Genomic DNA, 14,506 nt, shown 5'->3' with positions numbered 1-14,506 from the left:
CCAGCAAGATCAAAAGATCGCAGCCTTCGGCAGCTCCTACATTGAAATGCATCCACCTGTAGGAGCTGCCGAAGGCTGCGATCTTTTGATTTTGCTTTTAATCCCGAGGTTTCTTCGCAATCCGCAACGACTTGGCCTTGGCTTCCACCACCAAATACATCACCAGCGTAATCAACAGCGGCAAGATGAAATAAATCGCCCGATACGCCAACAACCCCGCCACCAGGCTGCCCCGCGATGCTTCATGTTGCAGCAGTGCCACGAACACCGCTTCCAGCACCCCAAGCCCCGCCGGGATGTGCGTAATGACTCCGGCAATCGCGCTGATCAGCAACACCCCCAGCACCAACGGATAATCCAGCTTGCTTGGCAGCAGGGTGAAAATCACCGCCGCCATCAGCGACCAGTTCAACGCCCCAAGCGCCAGTTGCAGCACCGCCATGCGCAACGACGGCAGGTTGATTTCCACCCCGCGTATCGCCCATTCCCGACGCTTGGAAAACTGGCACGCCGCCAGATACCCCGCGCTCACCAGCAGCAATACCACCCCGACAACTTGCAACGCATCGCTGCTCAGTTTCCAGCCCGGCGGCATTCTCACCAGGCCGCTGCTGAAGATCGCGCCGGCGATCACCATGTAGCCAAACCAGTTGGTCGCCAGGCTCAAACCGAGGATTTTCGCGATGTTGCTTTTGCTCACGCCCAACCGTGAATACAACCGATAACGCATGGCAATACCGCCGACCCACGCGCTCAAGTTGAGGTTGAAGGCGTAGCTGATGATGCCCACCGGCAGGATCTGTTTCCAGGTCAGGTCCTGGCGGATGTAGGTGCGGCCGATCAGGTCGAAGCAGGCGTAGACCAGGAAGCTCACCAGCGTCAGGCCGGAAGCGATGATCAGTGTGCGCACCTTGAAATCGGCCAGGGTGTCGAACACCTCGTTCCATTCAATGCGCTGGGCGAGCATCGTGAACAACACGATCAGTGCCAGGAAAAACAGCATCGTCAGCGGTTTTTTCCAACGGCTCCAACGGGATTTTTTTGCAGGCGTAGCGCTGTCGGCGTGGGTCGCCGGTGGTGCATCAGAGTGGCTCATGATGATCGCTCCCGGCCGTATGGATGAAAGGTTTCAGGCGCGGCTTGTGCGCCGGCAGCCAACCGGCCCATGCCGGAAAATGGCGCAGGAAGTGGAACACCAGAAAGCCGACGGTCATGTGCCAGACCCGCCCGCGTGGGGCTTTGTCCGGCGACATGGCTTTGCAATGGTTGTTGCTCAGGTCTTCAAGGCGCTCAAACAATTGGCGGTTGAAGGTTCGGTCGCGGATCAACACATTGGCTTCCAGGTTCATCGACAGGCTCAACGGGTCGAGGTTGCTCGAACCGACTGTGCTCCAGTCTTCATCCACCAGGGCGACCTTGCCGTGCAGCGGCCGCTCGCAATATTCGTGAATTTGTACGCCGGACTTGAGCAGATAGTCGTAGGTCATGCGTGCGGCAAGCTTGGCCACCAGCATGTCCGGCTGACCTTGCAGAATCAGCCGCACCTCGACGCCACGCCGGGCCGCGTTGCGGATCTCCCGCAGCAGACGATAACCGGGAAAGAAGTAGGCGTTGGCGATCACGACACGGCGCTGGGCGCTGCGCAGGACTTGCCGGTAAACCTCCTCAATGTCGGTGCGATGGTCGCCGTTGTCGCGATACACCAGCCGGACCTGGCCGTCGTGATCATTGAAGGCCAGTTCCGAGCGTCGTTGGCGGCGGCGTTGCCACCAATACTTGGCGCGAGCCGGACGACCGCTTTGCAGCAACGCGAAGTGATGAATGTCCGCCACCGCCGGGCCTTGCACTTCTACGGAATAATCCTGCTTGGCCTCGGGGCCGAAATCGGCCAGGTGGTCGGCGGAAAAGTTGATCCCGCCGATAAACGCAATCGTGCCATCGACCACCACAATCTTGCGGTGCAGGCGGCGGAACCAGTTGGTGCGGAATCCCAGATGCTTGGGCGCCGGGTCGAAGATCTGGATGTGCACGCCAGCCTCGCTCAGGGCCGCGAGATAACCGGTGGTCAGCTCGCCACAGCCGAAACCGTCGAGGCTGGCGGTGACGCGCACGCCCCTTTGTGCGGCTTCAATCAGCACTTGCTGCAGCTCATTGCCGACCTTGTCCTCGAAAACAATGAAGGTTTCCAGGAGGATTTCAGTCTTGGCCGCGCGCATGGCCTCGAACACCCGCGGGAAATACGCTTCACCGTTTTCCAGTAGCTCGACAAGGTTGTTTCCCTGCCAGGCATATTCGACGTCAACCGCCGCCGGCTCGACCATCGGTGGCGCGGGAATTTGTTGCACGCTGGCTTTCTCCATCGGGGGATTGCTCATAGCTCGATCTCCACCGAAAGCGGTGCGTGGTCAGAGAGGTGGGACCAGGGCCGCGCGGCCAATACTTGCGGACGACTGGCCTTGAGGTTGCGCACAAAGATGCGGTCCAGGCGCAGCGCCGGCCAGCGCGCCGGAAAGGTACGGGCTGGTTTGCCGTGGTGTTCGGCGAAGACTTCACGCAGGCCCGCAGGTTTAAGCAGCGCATCGGCGCGCTGGCGCCAATCGTTGAAGTCACCGGCGACGATCACTCGCGCATCCTCCGGCAGCTCTGCGAGGCGCCGGGTCAGCAAATTCAGTTGTTCGGTGCGATGCGCTTCATGCAGCCCGAGGTGGACGCAAATCGCGTGCACTTCCTGAGCGTCGCCAGGCAAGCGCAGCACGCAATGCAGGATGCCGCGGTTCTCGTGGCCGCTGATGGACACGTCGAGGTTGTCGTGGCGCACGATCTGGAATTTCGACAGCAAGGCATTGCCGTGATCGCCCGCCGGGTACACCGCGTTGCGGCCGTAAGCGAACTGCGGCCACAGGGTGTCGGCGAGGAATTCGTATTGCGGCATCGTCGGCCAGTTGCTGTAGCGCTGGGGATGCTGCTCGTGGGTGCCGTGGACTTCCTGCAAAAACACCACATCGGCAGACACGCTACGCACGGCCTCACGCAACTCGGGCAGGATGAAGCGCCGGTTGAGCGCGGTGAAACCCTTATGAGTATTGACCGTCAGCACGGTAAAGCGGCGCACCGCGGTGATGATGGTTTCCTGCTCGTCGGTGGTGCCGACCGGTTCGGAAATGCTCATGACAGCACTCCTTCGGCAGCGGGTTCACCGGGGCGGGTGGCGAGGTCATCGTCGAGGTGGAAGCGCTCCAGCAGGCTGCGTGCGTCGAAGGGTGCGCGGACCTTGATGTCGTTATCGAAATAGCAAAAGACTTCCCGGGATTTACGCACCTTGGGTTTTTGTCGTGGCGCGATCAAATGCGGGTCCGCCGGTTGTCGGCCGTGGTTCCAGGCATCGATCCGTTCGCCCCAGTGTTCCAGCGCCTGGGGCGTGTAGCCGCTGGCGTAGAGCTCTTCGGCACCGTGCAGGCGCAGGTACACGAAATCGCTGGTGATGTCTTCGCGGTACGGCCACTTGCCGGCGGTGTCGGCGATCACCAGGGCGGTGTTGTAGCGCCGCAGCAAACGGGTGAAGGCCGGGTCGACAAAGCTGTCGTGGCGAATTTCCACGGCATGGCGCAACGGTTTTTTGCCGTGGGCTTTCAGGCTCGCGTGGCCATTCACATGCGGATCGTGCTGGCGGGCGAGGGCGGCGGCCTGTTCGGTGTTGTGCGGCAATTGTTCGAGGAAATGTTCAAACAGCTCCGCGTCGAATTTGAAGCTGGGCGGGAATTGCCAGAGGATCGGGCCGAGTTTTTCCTTGAGTTCCAACACCCCGGACGCGAAGAAATTCGCGAGGGGTTTGTGGATGTCTCGTAGACGTCTGATGTGGGTGATGAAACGCGGGGCCTTGACGCTGAAGACGAAGCCTTGCGGGGTTTCGTCGTACCACTGCAGGTAGCGTTCAGGCCGTTGCAGGGCGTAGAACGATCCATTGATTTCGATGCTGTTGACCGCCCGCGAGGCGAATTGCAGTTCGCGCTTCTGGGTCAACCCCTTCGGGTAGAACCCCCCGCGCCACGGTGTGTAGCGCCAGCCTGAAATACCAATATGAATCGCCGCCATGTGTCCTCCCCGTCGAATACCCTCCGTCTTTTGATGACTGTCGGGCAAACGAGAAAGTTTCCACGGGGCTACGGACGGTAAGTTTCCTGAAAGACAGCACAAATCAACTGTGGGAGCGGGCTTGCTCGCGAAAGCGGTCTTTCATTCAACATTAATGCTAACTGATCCACCGCCTTCGCGAGCAAGCCCGCTCCCACAAGGGATGTGTATCAGTGACCGGCTACAACGCGGGTCGAGCTTTCGGCATACACCGGCCCAAGCCGGTCAAGCCGCCCACTCCACGCCGTCAGCGCCAGGGCCACCAACACCACCAGGCCACCGATCCACGCGGTATGGATCAGCCCCATATTCGCCACGATCAAGCCACCGCCCCACGCACCGCCGGCAATCCCGAGGTTGAACGCCGCAATGTTCAGGCCTGAAGCCACGTCCACGGCATTCGGGGTGTGATGTTCGGCCTGACGCACCACATACACCTGCAGCCCCGGCACGTTGCCGAACGCGACCGCACCCCAGACCAACACGGTGGCGAGGGCCAGCCATGGATTGCTGGCGGTGAAGGTCAGTACAAACAGCACGGCAGCGAGCAGGGCGAAGATGATTTTCAGCGCGCTGATCGGGCCTCGTTTGTCCGCCAGTTTGCCGCCCCAGATATTACCGACCGCCACCGAGATGCCGTACACCAGCAGCACCAGGCTGACCGTGCTGGCGCTGAAACCCGAGATGTCCTGAAGGATCGGTGCCAGGAAGGTGAACGCGATAAACGAGCCGCCGTACCCGACCGCCGTCATCGCATACACCAGCAACAGGCGCGGTTGTTTCAGCACTTGCAGTTGTTCCAGCAACGAGGCGGGTTTGCTGTGGGTAATGTTTTTCGGTACATACAACAGGCTGCCGATAAACGCGATAACACCCAGCGCCGATACGGCGAGGAAGGTTTCACGCCAGCCGAGATGCTGACCGATAAAGGTCCCCAACGGCACACCGGTGACCAGCGCCACGGTCAGGCCTGTGAACATGATCGCAATCGCGCTGGCAGCTTTTTCCTTCGGCACCAGGCTGGTGGCGATGGTCGAGCCAATCGAGAAAAACACCCCGTGGGCCAGGCCGGTAACGATCCGCGCAATGATCAGCGATTCGTAGCTCGGCGCTTTCCAGGCCAGCAGGTTGCCGAGGGTGAACAGCACCATCAGCGACAACAGCAGCAATTTGCGCGGGACTTTGCCGGTGAGGGCGGTCAGCACCGGCGCGCCGATGGCCACGCCCAAGGCGTAGAGGCTGACCAGCAGGCCGGCGGACGGCAGGCTGACCCCGAGGTCGGCGCCGATGGTGGGTAACAGGCCAACGATGACGAACTCGGTCGTCCCGATGGCGAAGGCGCTGAGCGTCAGCGCGAGCAAGGCAATGGGCATGACTGCAACTCCGGTGGGTTATTTGATGGAGCGCAGTGTCGGGGTTTGGGTTGTGCGGAAAAATAGGGGGATGGGCATTTGATATTTGCGTTCAGATCAAATATCGAAAAAGCACCGCAAGTCCCCATGTGGGAGCGGGCTTGCTCGCGAAAGCGGTGTGTCAGTTGATATATAGGTTGAATGACACACCGCTTTCGCGAGCAAGCCCGCTCCCACAGGGAGGTTGCGGTGTTGGTTTAATCCGGGCTAAAACCGAACTTGCCCGGCATTTGCCGATCAGTTCCTTACAGACCCTTCGCAAGGAGCTCCGCGTTTTGTTCAAGTTCAAGACCGCGATACTACTGGGGGCGTTGCTGATTCTGGGCAGCGGCGAGCTAGAAGCCGCCGCGCTGCCGGGCGTTCCCGCCACCGCCGAAGCGCCTGCCGCGGCCGAACCACTGGTCCAGGGCGGCCTGCTCGGCGCCATCAGTTCCAGCATCGACGACGTGCAGGACAAACTCGACCTCAACGACAACCTGGTGGACGCCTGGCGCGTGCGCGCGGATCGGGCGGCGGATGAAGTCGACAAACTGGTCAACCAGCCATCCGCGCGTTCCGGCTGGAGCGTGACCGGGGATTTCCTGATGCTGTCCGGCGTCTGGCTCGGCACTTTTGCCTTGCTCACGGTGCTCGGCGGTCTGGCGGCCAAACGCCTGATCCAGGGCCGTTGGCTAAGCACCCGCCAACGCAGTCAGGACCTGCTCGGCTACCTGCTGCCCTACACGCTGCCGGCGATTGCCAGCCTGCCGTTGACCCTTTACGTCAGCCATTTCCTGCAAGCCTCGGCGGGGCGAGCGTTGGCGCTGTGTTTTGCTTACGCCACCAGCAGCGGCATTTTCTCGACCTCGATGCTGCTGTGCGTGGTCGTCATGTTCAACACCGGCCACAAACGTCCGGCGGTGCAGATCATCCGCGATTTCTGTCCCAAGCCGCTGTTCCTGATCGGCTTCCTTGCGGCGCTCAGCGATGCGTTGACCAGCCCGCAGATCGCCCGACAACTGGGCGGTAATATCACCAGCAGTGTGGCGGTGTTTACCGGGCTGTTTGCCTCGATCATCTTCGGTTATCTGGTCATCCGCCTGCGACGCCCGGTGGCGCATCTGATCCGCAACCGCCCACTGGCCCAACGCCTGAAACAACCGTCGCTGCAAGAATCCCTGCGAATCTTTTCCGGTCTCTGGTACTGGCCGATTTTGCTGATGGTGATGGTCTCGGCGATCAACCTGATCGGCGTCGGCGAGGACAATCAAAAAGCCCTGCGCTGTGCGTTGTTCACCACGATCCTGCTGATCGCCACGGTGTTCCTGAGCACGATTTTCCAGCACCTGTTCAAATCCCGGAAAGCCGAAAGAATCCAGCGCAGCAGCGCCTACAAGGATCGCTTTCTCAGCCTGCTGCACGCTTTGTTGCGGATCGTCATTGCTGTGGCCTTCATTGAAATCCTTGGGCGCATCTGGGGCATTTCGCTGTTCGAATTCGCCGAGCAAAACACCGTCGGCCGAGCGATTGGCAATGCGCTGAGCAGCATCGGTTTGATCTTCCTGGTGACGTGGCTGCTGTGGGTGGTGCTCGACACCGCGATTCAGGAAGCGCTGAAACCGCCGGTCAGCAAGCGCTCGACGCGGCAACCGAGCACACGGGTCAAAACCATCCTGCCGCTGCTGCGCAATGCGATCAAAATCATCCTGGTGGTGATCTGCGCGATCACCACCATGGCCAATCTGGGGATCAACGTTGCACCGCTGCTGGCGGGTGCCGGGGTGGTCGGTCTGGCCATCGGTTTCGGTTCCCAGCAACTGGTGCAGGACGTGATCACCGGGCTGTTCATCATCATCGAAGACACGCTGTCGATTGGCGACTGGGTGGTGCTCGACTCCGGCCACGCCGGCACCGTCGAAGGCCTGACCATCCGCACCTTGCGCCTGCGCGACGGCAAGGGCTTTGTGCATTCGGTACCGTTCGGGCAGATCAAGGCGGTGACCAACCAATCGCGGCAATTCGCCTATGCGTTCTTCTCGGTGCAGTTCACCTACGACACCGATGTGGACAAGGCGATTGAGCTGATCCGCGAGGCCGGTGATTCGATCCGCGACGACGCGTTCCTCAAGTACAACCTGCAAGGGCCGCTCGACGTATTCGGTGTCGACAAGATGGACCTCAACGGGGTGGTGCTGACGGCGCAGTTCCGCACGGTGTCCGGTGGGCAATACGCGGTGAGCCGGGCGTTCAACCAGCGCTTGAAAAAGCTTGTGGATAACAGTCCGTGGGTGCACTTCGCGCAGACTTATCCACAGCAGGTTTTGATGCCGCATCGGGCGGTGGATGGCGTGGAAGAGGAAGGGCCGGCACCGGAAAATTCCCCAGTGTTGCTGCCGAATCAACCACGCAGCCAGTGATGGATGTTGTGGCTGATGGCCCCTTCGCGAGCAAGCCCGCTCCCACAGGGGAACGCATTCCAATGTGGGAGCGGGCTTGCTCGCGAAGGGGCCGGCCCAACCTACCTCAATGCCGGATCAGTTTGCTGTGTAGTTCAGCACTCTCGGACTGATCCAGCTCCACCCAAAAAACCTGCTTCCCCGCAATCTCGGCGGCCGCCGGCAAGCCATCCCGATACACCAACCGATTACTCGCCAACGCCGGCACTTTCGCACCCGGCAACAACGTCCCGGCCAGGTTCAGCGGATCCACTCCACATACCGCCACCAGACTCCCGTCATGCGGCCGGCGCCGCACCTCCCGCAGCAACGAAATAGCCTCGGGCAACGCAAACTGTTCTCCGGCCAAGCCACTGACAAACCGCCCACCGCGAATCTCGCCCCGTGCTTCCAACCGATGAAACGTGCGCAGCAATTCGCGCCAACTCGGCAACCAATCCGCCTCGCGTTCCAGCAAGCGCCAGAACACCACGCCGTAGCGGCGCAGCAAAGTCATGGCGATGTGTTCCAGGGTGTCGCTCGGCGTCGGCGCCGGGCGTTTGTTATCCACAACCGGCGCTGGCGGTCCGCGTCGTAACAGGGCCCAGCGCCCGGCGTCGTCCATGCCGCCGACAAACGCCCCGCGCCCCCGCCGACTGCTGCGCTGCTGGCGTTTGCTCGCAGGCGTGATCAGTGCGCGCAACCCGGCGAAGCTGTCGGCGTTTACCAACCCGGCGCCCACCAGTTCCTGCAAGGCGATTTCCAGTTCCGCGCGCAGCAGGTGCGCCTCATGGATCAACTCATCGAAAAACAATGCGCCGTGCTGGCTCAGTGCCTCGAAAACTTTTTGCGTCTTCGGTGAGAGTTCACTGACTGGCGTTTGCTCGGTCAAACCGCTCCACAACCCGACCTGACTGCGCGGCAACAGCAGAATCGGCGTGCTGCGCAGCGCCGTGCCCGTGCTTTTATTGCGCGCGGTCAGGCGCGTCCACACCAGTTTGCCGCTGCGGCACAGGTCATCCAGCCAGCTCGGCGAATAGTCCTTGAGCCGCGCCGGCAGGAGGTCGCTGTCCCACGCCGATGCAGCGGCCGGGTAGCCTTCAAATTGACTGACAATCGCTGGCAACACCGCGCTGCCCTGGCCTTGGGTGGCGGGGGACAGATGCTGCCAGTCGAACAGAAATCGCATGAAATCCTGCAACGCCACCGGCTCGATTTCCCGGCGCAGGCGCTTGACCGTGTAGCGATGAATCCGCGCCAGCAAATGCCGTTCGCACCATTCATCTTCATCAACGCCCGGCGTGAATTGCCCGCGCAGCACATAACCTTCGCGCTCCAGTTGCGCCAGGGCTTGAGTGACTTGAGTCGGCGGTAATCCGAGCGGTTCGGCGATCGCTTTCAGTGGTAGCGGACCGAACCCGCTAAGCCGCGCACGAATCACTTCCAGCACCGCTTCATCGGTGTCCCAGGTTTCATCGAAACCGGGCAACGCTTGCAGTGGTGGGGTTAAAACCGCCTGTGGATAAATCGCTCGCAGGCAGGTCAAGCGCTCCAGCGCCAACCACAGCGATTGCCCGTGATCGATCTGCAAACGGCTGGCGCGCCCCGACTCGGCCAGGGTGTTCAACCATTCGAGCCAATGCAGGTTGGCTTGAGCTTCGGCATCGGAAATACACGTCAGGCTCATCAACGCCTCGTGCATTTCATCGACGCCAGTGGGCGCCGGCCAGGCTTCATCGCGCACCGCTTGAATCGCCTCGGCATCCAGCGCGCCAAGGTCGTCGGTGGATTGTGGATCGCTCCAGCGCCGGTTGAGCACCGCTTGCGTGCGGCGTTCTTCCAGCGGTGCATCGTCGAGAAAAGTGTAGGGCCGGGCGCTGAGGATTTCTGCCGCCAGCGGCGAAGGCGCCGGCAGGTCGCGGCTGATCAGGCGCACGTCGCCGCTTTCCATGCGTCGCAACAGCGCGAGCCAGCCTTCGGTGTCCATGGCTTCGTGCAGGCAATCGTCGAGGGTTTGTTCCACCAACGGATGCTCGGGCACCTCCCGCTCGCCGGCGAGGTTTTCCACGCAGGCAATCTGGTCGGGGAAGACGCTGGCGATCAGGTCTTCGCTTTTCATCCGCTGGATCTGCGGCGCGACTTTGCGCCCGCCGGTGTAGCGCGGCAACGCCAGGGCGACCCCGGCATTCCAGCGCCAGCGCACGCCAAACAGCGGCGCCTCAAGGACGGCTTGAATCAGGATGTGCTCGGCGCTGTTGCTGTGCAGGTAGCGCCAGACGTCATCGAGTTCAAAGCTGTGGCTGGTGGACAGCGACAGCACGATCGCATCTTCGCTGGCGGCGGCCTGCAATTCGAAGTTGAAGGTACGGCAGAAACGCTTGCGTAGGGCCAGGCCCCAGGCACGGTTGATGCGGCTGCCGAACGGCGTGTGGATGATCAGTTGGGTGCCGCCGGACTCGTCGAAAAACCGCTCCATCAGCAACGTGTCCTGGGACGGCAGGGCGCCCAAGGTCAGGCGTGCGCGGGCCAGGTAATCCACCAGTTGATCGGCGCTGGCGAGGTTGAGGCCCAGAGTGTCGGTCAGCCAGTCGATGGCGGGTTGCAAGTTGCCGGGTGTGGCGCCGAGCAGTTCATCGAGTTGCGCTTGCAGGCGCGCCACGGCAAACGACAGTTCTGCGCTGCGTCCTGGCGCTTCGCCGAGCCAGAACGGAATGGTCGGCGGCTGGCCGTGGGCGTCTTCGACCCGAACCTTGCCGGTGTCGACCCGCAGGATGCGGTATGACGTGTTGCCGAGCTGGAAGATATCCCCGGCGATGCTTTCTACGGCGAAGTCTTCGTTGACGCTGCCGATGTTCAGCCCTTGGGGTTCCAGCAGCACGCTGTAGTCGGCGTTGTCCGGGATGGTGCCGCCGCTGGTCACCGCCGTCAGCTTGGCGCCGCGACGCCCGCGCAAGGTGCGACTCACGGCGTCGCGATGCAGGTAAGCGCTGCGGACTCCCTGACTTCCGTTGTAGCCTTCGGCGAGCATTTGCAGCAGCGCCTGATAGTGTTTTTCGTCGAGACTGGCGTAGGGCGAGGCCTGGCGGAACAGCGCCAGCAGCGCGTCTTCGTGCCATTCCTGGCAACTGACCTCGGCGATGATTTGCTGGGCAAGCACGTCCAGCGGCGCGACCGGGATCAGCAAGGTGTCGAGTTCGCCCCGGCGCACGCAATCGAGCAACGCGGCGCATTCGATCAGATCGTCGCGGGTGGTGGCGAACAAGCGGCCTTTTGGCGTGCCGCCGACCTGATGTCCGGAACGGCCAACCCGTTGCAGAAATCCGGCAATCGAGCGCGGCGACGCGATCTGGCAGACCAGATCGACATCGCCGATATCGATGCCCAATTCCAGCGACGCGGTGGCGATCAGCACTTGCAGGTCGCCGCGCTTGAGCCGTTGTTCAGCGTCGAGGCGAAATTCCTTGGCCAGGCTGCCGTGGTGCGCGGCCACCGCTTCTTTACCGAGGCGCTCGCTCAGGTGCCGGCTCAGGCGTTCGGCGAGACGCCGGGTGTTGACGAAAATCAGCGTGGTGCGATGTTCCCGGGCGAGGGCGGCGAGGCGGTCGTAGACCAGTTCCCAGACGTCATTGGCCATGACTGCCGAGAGCGGCACCGGCGGCACTTCGATGCCCAGATCCCGTGGGCGGGCGTGGCCGATGTCGATGATTTCGCACTCACGATCACGCCCGACCAAGAACCGCGAAACGGCTTCGATGGGTTTCTGCGTGGCGGACAGGCCGATGCGCATCAGCGGGTGCGGGCACAGCGCCTGCAAGCGCTCCAGGCTCAGGGCCAAGTGACTGCCGCGTTTGCTGGCGGCGATGGCGTGGATTTCATCGACGATCACCGTGCGCGTGGTACCGAGCATTTTTCGCCCGGAGTCGGAGCCGAGCAGCACGTAAAGGGATTCCGGGGTGGTCACCAGAATATGCGGCGCGGTCCTGCGCATCGCCGAGCGGTCTTTTTGCGGGGTGTCGCCGGTGCGCACGGCCGTGTTGATCTGCAATTCGGGCAGGCCCATCAGGCGCAGTTGCTCGGTGATCCCGGCCAGCGGGTTTTGCAGGTTGATCTGGATGTCATTGGACAGCGCTTTGAGCGGCGAGACGTAGACCACCAAGGTTTCGTCGGGCAACACGCCGTTATTTTCCAGGCCTTGGTGCACCAGCGCATCGAGTACGGCGAGGAACGCCGTCAGGGTTTTGCCGGAGCCAGTGGGCGCGGCGATCAGCGTCGAGCGATGCTGACGAATCAACGGCCACGCCCGGGCCTGGGCGGCGGTGACCGTCGGGAAGGTCTTGCTGAACCAGGCGCTGACGGCGGGATGGAAGCCGGCCAGGGCGCTGTCTGCGGGGATGGGCAGATTCATGGGTTAATTTATGCGGGCGGGGTGGGGAAGATGCAAGTACCGCTTGGGATGTGTCTCGATGCTGAGGGCCTCTTCGCGGGCAAGCCTCGCTCCTACAGGGAACGGTGCAGGCACTGCGAAAATCGGGGATCTACACTTTACGGATGACGGTTGCGCACTAAACCCGCAAAATGCAACGATTCCGGCATCTATCGACGACATTGCCTGCGGGCGGTGTCGATAAAACCATTGTTCCAATCAGACTGGGCCTGCTGACTCTATGCGAATGCGCCTTATGTTACTGGGCGGCGGAAATGCCCTTGGGCAGGCGCTGATTCGCCTCGGTGCGGAGGAAGACATCGGCTTCCTCGCCCCCCGCCCACCACAAGACGGCTGGGACGCCGCAAGCTTGACGCAACTGCTCGACGACACCCGTCCGGACGCGCTGATCAACCTCGCCTACTACTTTGACTGGTTCCAGGCGGAGGCGGTCAGCGAACAGCGTCTGGCCGGGCAGGAACGCGCGGTCGAGCGTCTGGCCGAACTGTGCCAGCACCACAACATCGTGTTGCTGCAACCGTCGAGCTATCGGGTATTCGACGGCTCGCGGGCCACGGCCTACAGCGAAAAAGACGAACCGGTGCCCTTGGGCCTGCGTGGTCAGGCCTTGTGGCGGATCGAACAAAGCGTCCGCGCCACCTGCCCGCAACACGTATTGCTGCGTTTCGGCTGGTTGCTCGACGACAGCCCTGACGGCACCCTCGGGCGCTTCCTCGCGCGGGCTGAAACACCCGAAGAACTGCTGATGGCCGACGACCGCCGGGGTAATCCGACACCGGTCGACGATGCGGCCCGGGTGATCATCTCGGTGCTCAAGCAACTCGATTGTGCGGCGCCGCTGTGGGGCACCTATCATTACGCCGGACATGAGGCGACCACGCCGCTGGCGTTGGGGCAGGCGATCATCACCGAAGCACGCAACCTGCATGAACTGGCCATCGACGCGCCGACCGCCCAGGCTCACGCCGCCCGGCCCGACGCTGCCGAAGAGCCGCAACACGCGGTGCTGGCCTGCAAGAAAATTCTGCACACCTTCGGGATCAAGCCCCGCGCCTGGCGCGCGGCGCTCCCGGGCTTACTGGATAGGTTCTATCGCCATGGCTGACGGCCCAGTTTTCATCACCGGCGGCGCCGGTTTCATCGGTTCCCACCTCACGGATGCCTTGCTCGCCAAGGGCCACTCGGTGCGGATTCTCGATGACCTCTCCACCGGCAAACGCAGCAACCTGCCGCTGGACAACCCCAAGGTAGAGCTGATCGTCGGCGACGTCGCCGATGCGGCATTGGTCGCCCGCTCCATGCTCGGTTGCAGCGCCGTGGCGCACCTGGCGGCGGTGGCCTCGGTGCAAGCATCGGTGGACGATCCGGTGAAAACCCACCAGAGCAACTTCATCGGCACCCTGAATGTCTGCGAGGCGATGCGCCAGGCCGGCGTGAAGCGGGTGCTGTTCGCCTCCAGTGCGGCGGTGTACGGCAACAATGGCGAAGGCGAGTCGATTGACGAAGAAACCGCCAAGGCGCCACTGACGCCATACGCTTCGGACAAACTGGCCGGCGAGTACTACTTCGATTTCTACCGCCGCCAGCATGGCCTGGAACCGGTGGTGTTCCGCTTCTTCAACATCTTCGGCCCGCGCCAGGACCCGTCCTCGCCGTACTCCGGGGTGATCAGCATTTTCAGCGAACGCGCGCAGAAAGGCCTGCCGATCACCGTGTTCGGCGATGGCGAGCAGACCCGGGATTTTGTCTACGTCGAGGACCTGGTGGATTTGCTGGTGCAGGCCATCGAGAAGCCGCAGATCGAAGTCGGCGCGGTGAATGTCGGCTGGAATCAGGCGACCACGCTCAAGCAAATGCTCGAAGCGTTGCAGCAAGTGGTCGGTGAGTTGCCGCCAGTGAGTTACGGCCCGGCGCGTTCCGGAGACATCCGTCACTCGCGGGCGAACAATCGTCGGTTGCTGGAGCGGTTTACCTATCCGGAGCAGACGCCGATGCGTGTGGGGTTGGCGCGGTTGCTCGGCCGCTGATCGAAAAAAAGGCGCCTGTTGAGGCGCCTTTTTTTATGCTGGATTTTTGTTGTCTGGGCTGATGTCTTCGCGATCAAG

The 14,506-nt window shown here is 62.1% G+C and carries 9 protein-coding genes; 3 read left to right on the top strand and 6 right to left on the bottom strand.

Going from position 1 to position 14,506, the window contains the following annotated elements:
- Nucleotides 1-97: 97 nt before the first annotated feature.
- The 5 genes from LOY68_RS28475 to LOY68_RS28455 all read right to left on the bottom strand — a co-directional run bounded on the left by LOY68_RS28475 (nt 98) and on the right by LOY68_RS28455 (nt 5,504).
- Complete coding sequence (locus LOY68_RS28475) at nt 98-1,096, bottom strand: lysylphosphatidylglycerol synthase domain-containing protein (protein ID WP_265041189.1); 999 nt, start codon at nt 1,094-1,096, stop codon at nt 98-100.
- Nucleotides 1,083-2,375, bottom strand: a complete 1,293-nt coding sequence (clsB, locus tag LOY68_RS28470) for a cardiolipin synthase ClsB (protein ID WP_265041188.1) — start codon at nt 2,373-2,375, stop codon at nt 1,083-1,085. The genes LOY68_RS28475 and clsB overlap by 14 nt, the downstream gene beginning before the upstream one ends.
- The gene (locus tag LOY68_RS28465) at nt 2,372-3,169 is read right to left on the bottom strand and encodes an endonuclease/exonuclease/phosphatase family protein (protein ID WP_265041186.1); all 798 of its coding nucleotides are present in this window, start codon (nt 3,167-3,169) and stop codon (nt 2,372-2,374) included. Before LOY68_RS28465 ends, clsB begins: the two co-directional genes overlap by 4 nt.
- A complete protein-coding gene (locus LOY68_RS28460; protein ID WP_265041185.1) occupies nt 3,166-4,092 on the bottom strand; it encodes a DUF72 domain-containing protein in 927 nt (308 codons plus the stop codon). Before LOY68_RS28460 ends, LOY68_RS28465 begins: the two co-directional genes overlap by 4 nt.
- A gap of 209 nt (nt 4,093-4,301) precedes the next feature.
- Complete coding sequence (locus tag LOY68_RS28455; RefSeq protein ID WP_163911423.1) at nt 4,302-5,504, bottom strand: MFS transporter; 1,203 nt, start codon at nt 5,502-5,504, stop codon at nt 4,302-4,304.
- Between the two features lie 314 nt (nt 5,505-5,818).
- On the opposite strand from LOY68_RS28455, the gene LOY68_RS28450 reads away from it, so the two are divergent.
- Nucleotides 5,819-7,939 (top strand): mechanosensitive ion channel family protein, encoded by a 2,121-nt coding sequence (locus LOY68_RS28450; RefSeq protein ID WP_265041183.1) that lies wholly within the window; start codon nt 5,819-5,821, stop codon nt 7,937-7,939.
- 106 nt (nt 7,940-8,045) lie between these two features.
- On the opposite strand, the gene LOY68_RS28445 is transcribed toward LOY68_RS28450, so the two are convergent.
- Complete coding sequence (locus LOY68_RS28445; RefSeq protein WP_265041181.1) at nt 8,046-12,362, bottom strand: DNA glycosylase AlkZ-like family protein; 4,317 nt, start codon at nt 12,360-12,362, stop codon at nt 8,046-8,048.
- Between the two features lie 259 nt (nt 12,363-12,621).
- Between LOY68_RS28445 and LOY68_RS28440 the strand changes: the two genes are divergently transcribed.
- Both LOY68_RS28440 and LOY68_RS28435 read left to right on the top strand, forming a co-directional pair.
- Complete coding sequence (locus tag LOY68_RS28440; protein ID WP_054052295.1) at nt 12,622-13,506, top strand: sugar nucleotide-binding protein; 885 nt, start codon at nt 12,622-12,624, stop codon at nt 13,504-13,506.
- Nucleotides 13,499-14,428: an NAD-dependent epimerase/dehydratase family protein gene (locus LOY68_RS28435; protein ID WP_054052297.1), complete on the top strand. Its 930-nt coding sequence runs from the start codon at nt 13,499-13,501 to the stop codon at nt 14,426-14,428. The genes LOY68_RS28440 and LOY68_RS28435 overlap by 8 nt, the downstream gene beginning before the upstream one ends.
- The last annotated feature ends 78 nt before the right edge of the window (nt 14,429-14,506 follow it).

This window comes from Pseudomonas sp. B21-053, from assembly GCF_026016365.1.
Lineage (GTDB): Bacteria > Pseudomonadota > Gammaproteobacteria > Pseudomonadales > Pseudomonadaceae > Aquipseudomonas > Aquipseudomonas nunensis.
The sequence above is the reverse complement of the archived record's forward strand: the minus strand, read 5'-3'. Positions and strand labels throughout refer to the sequence as shown.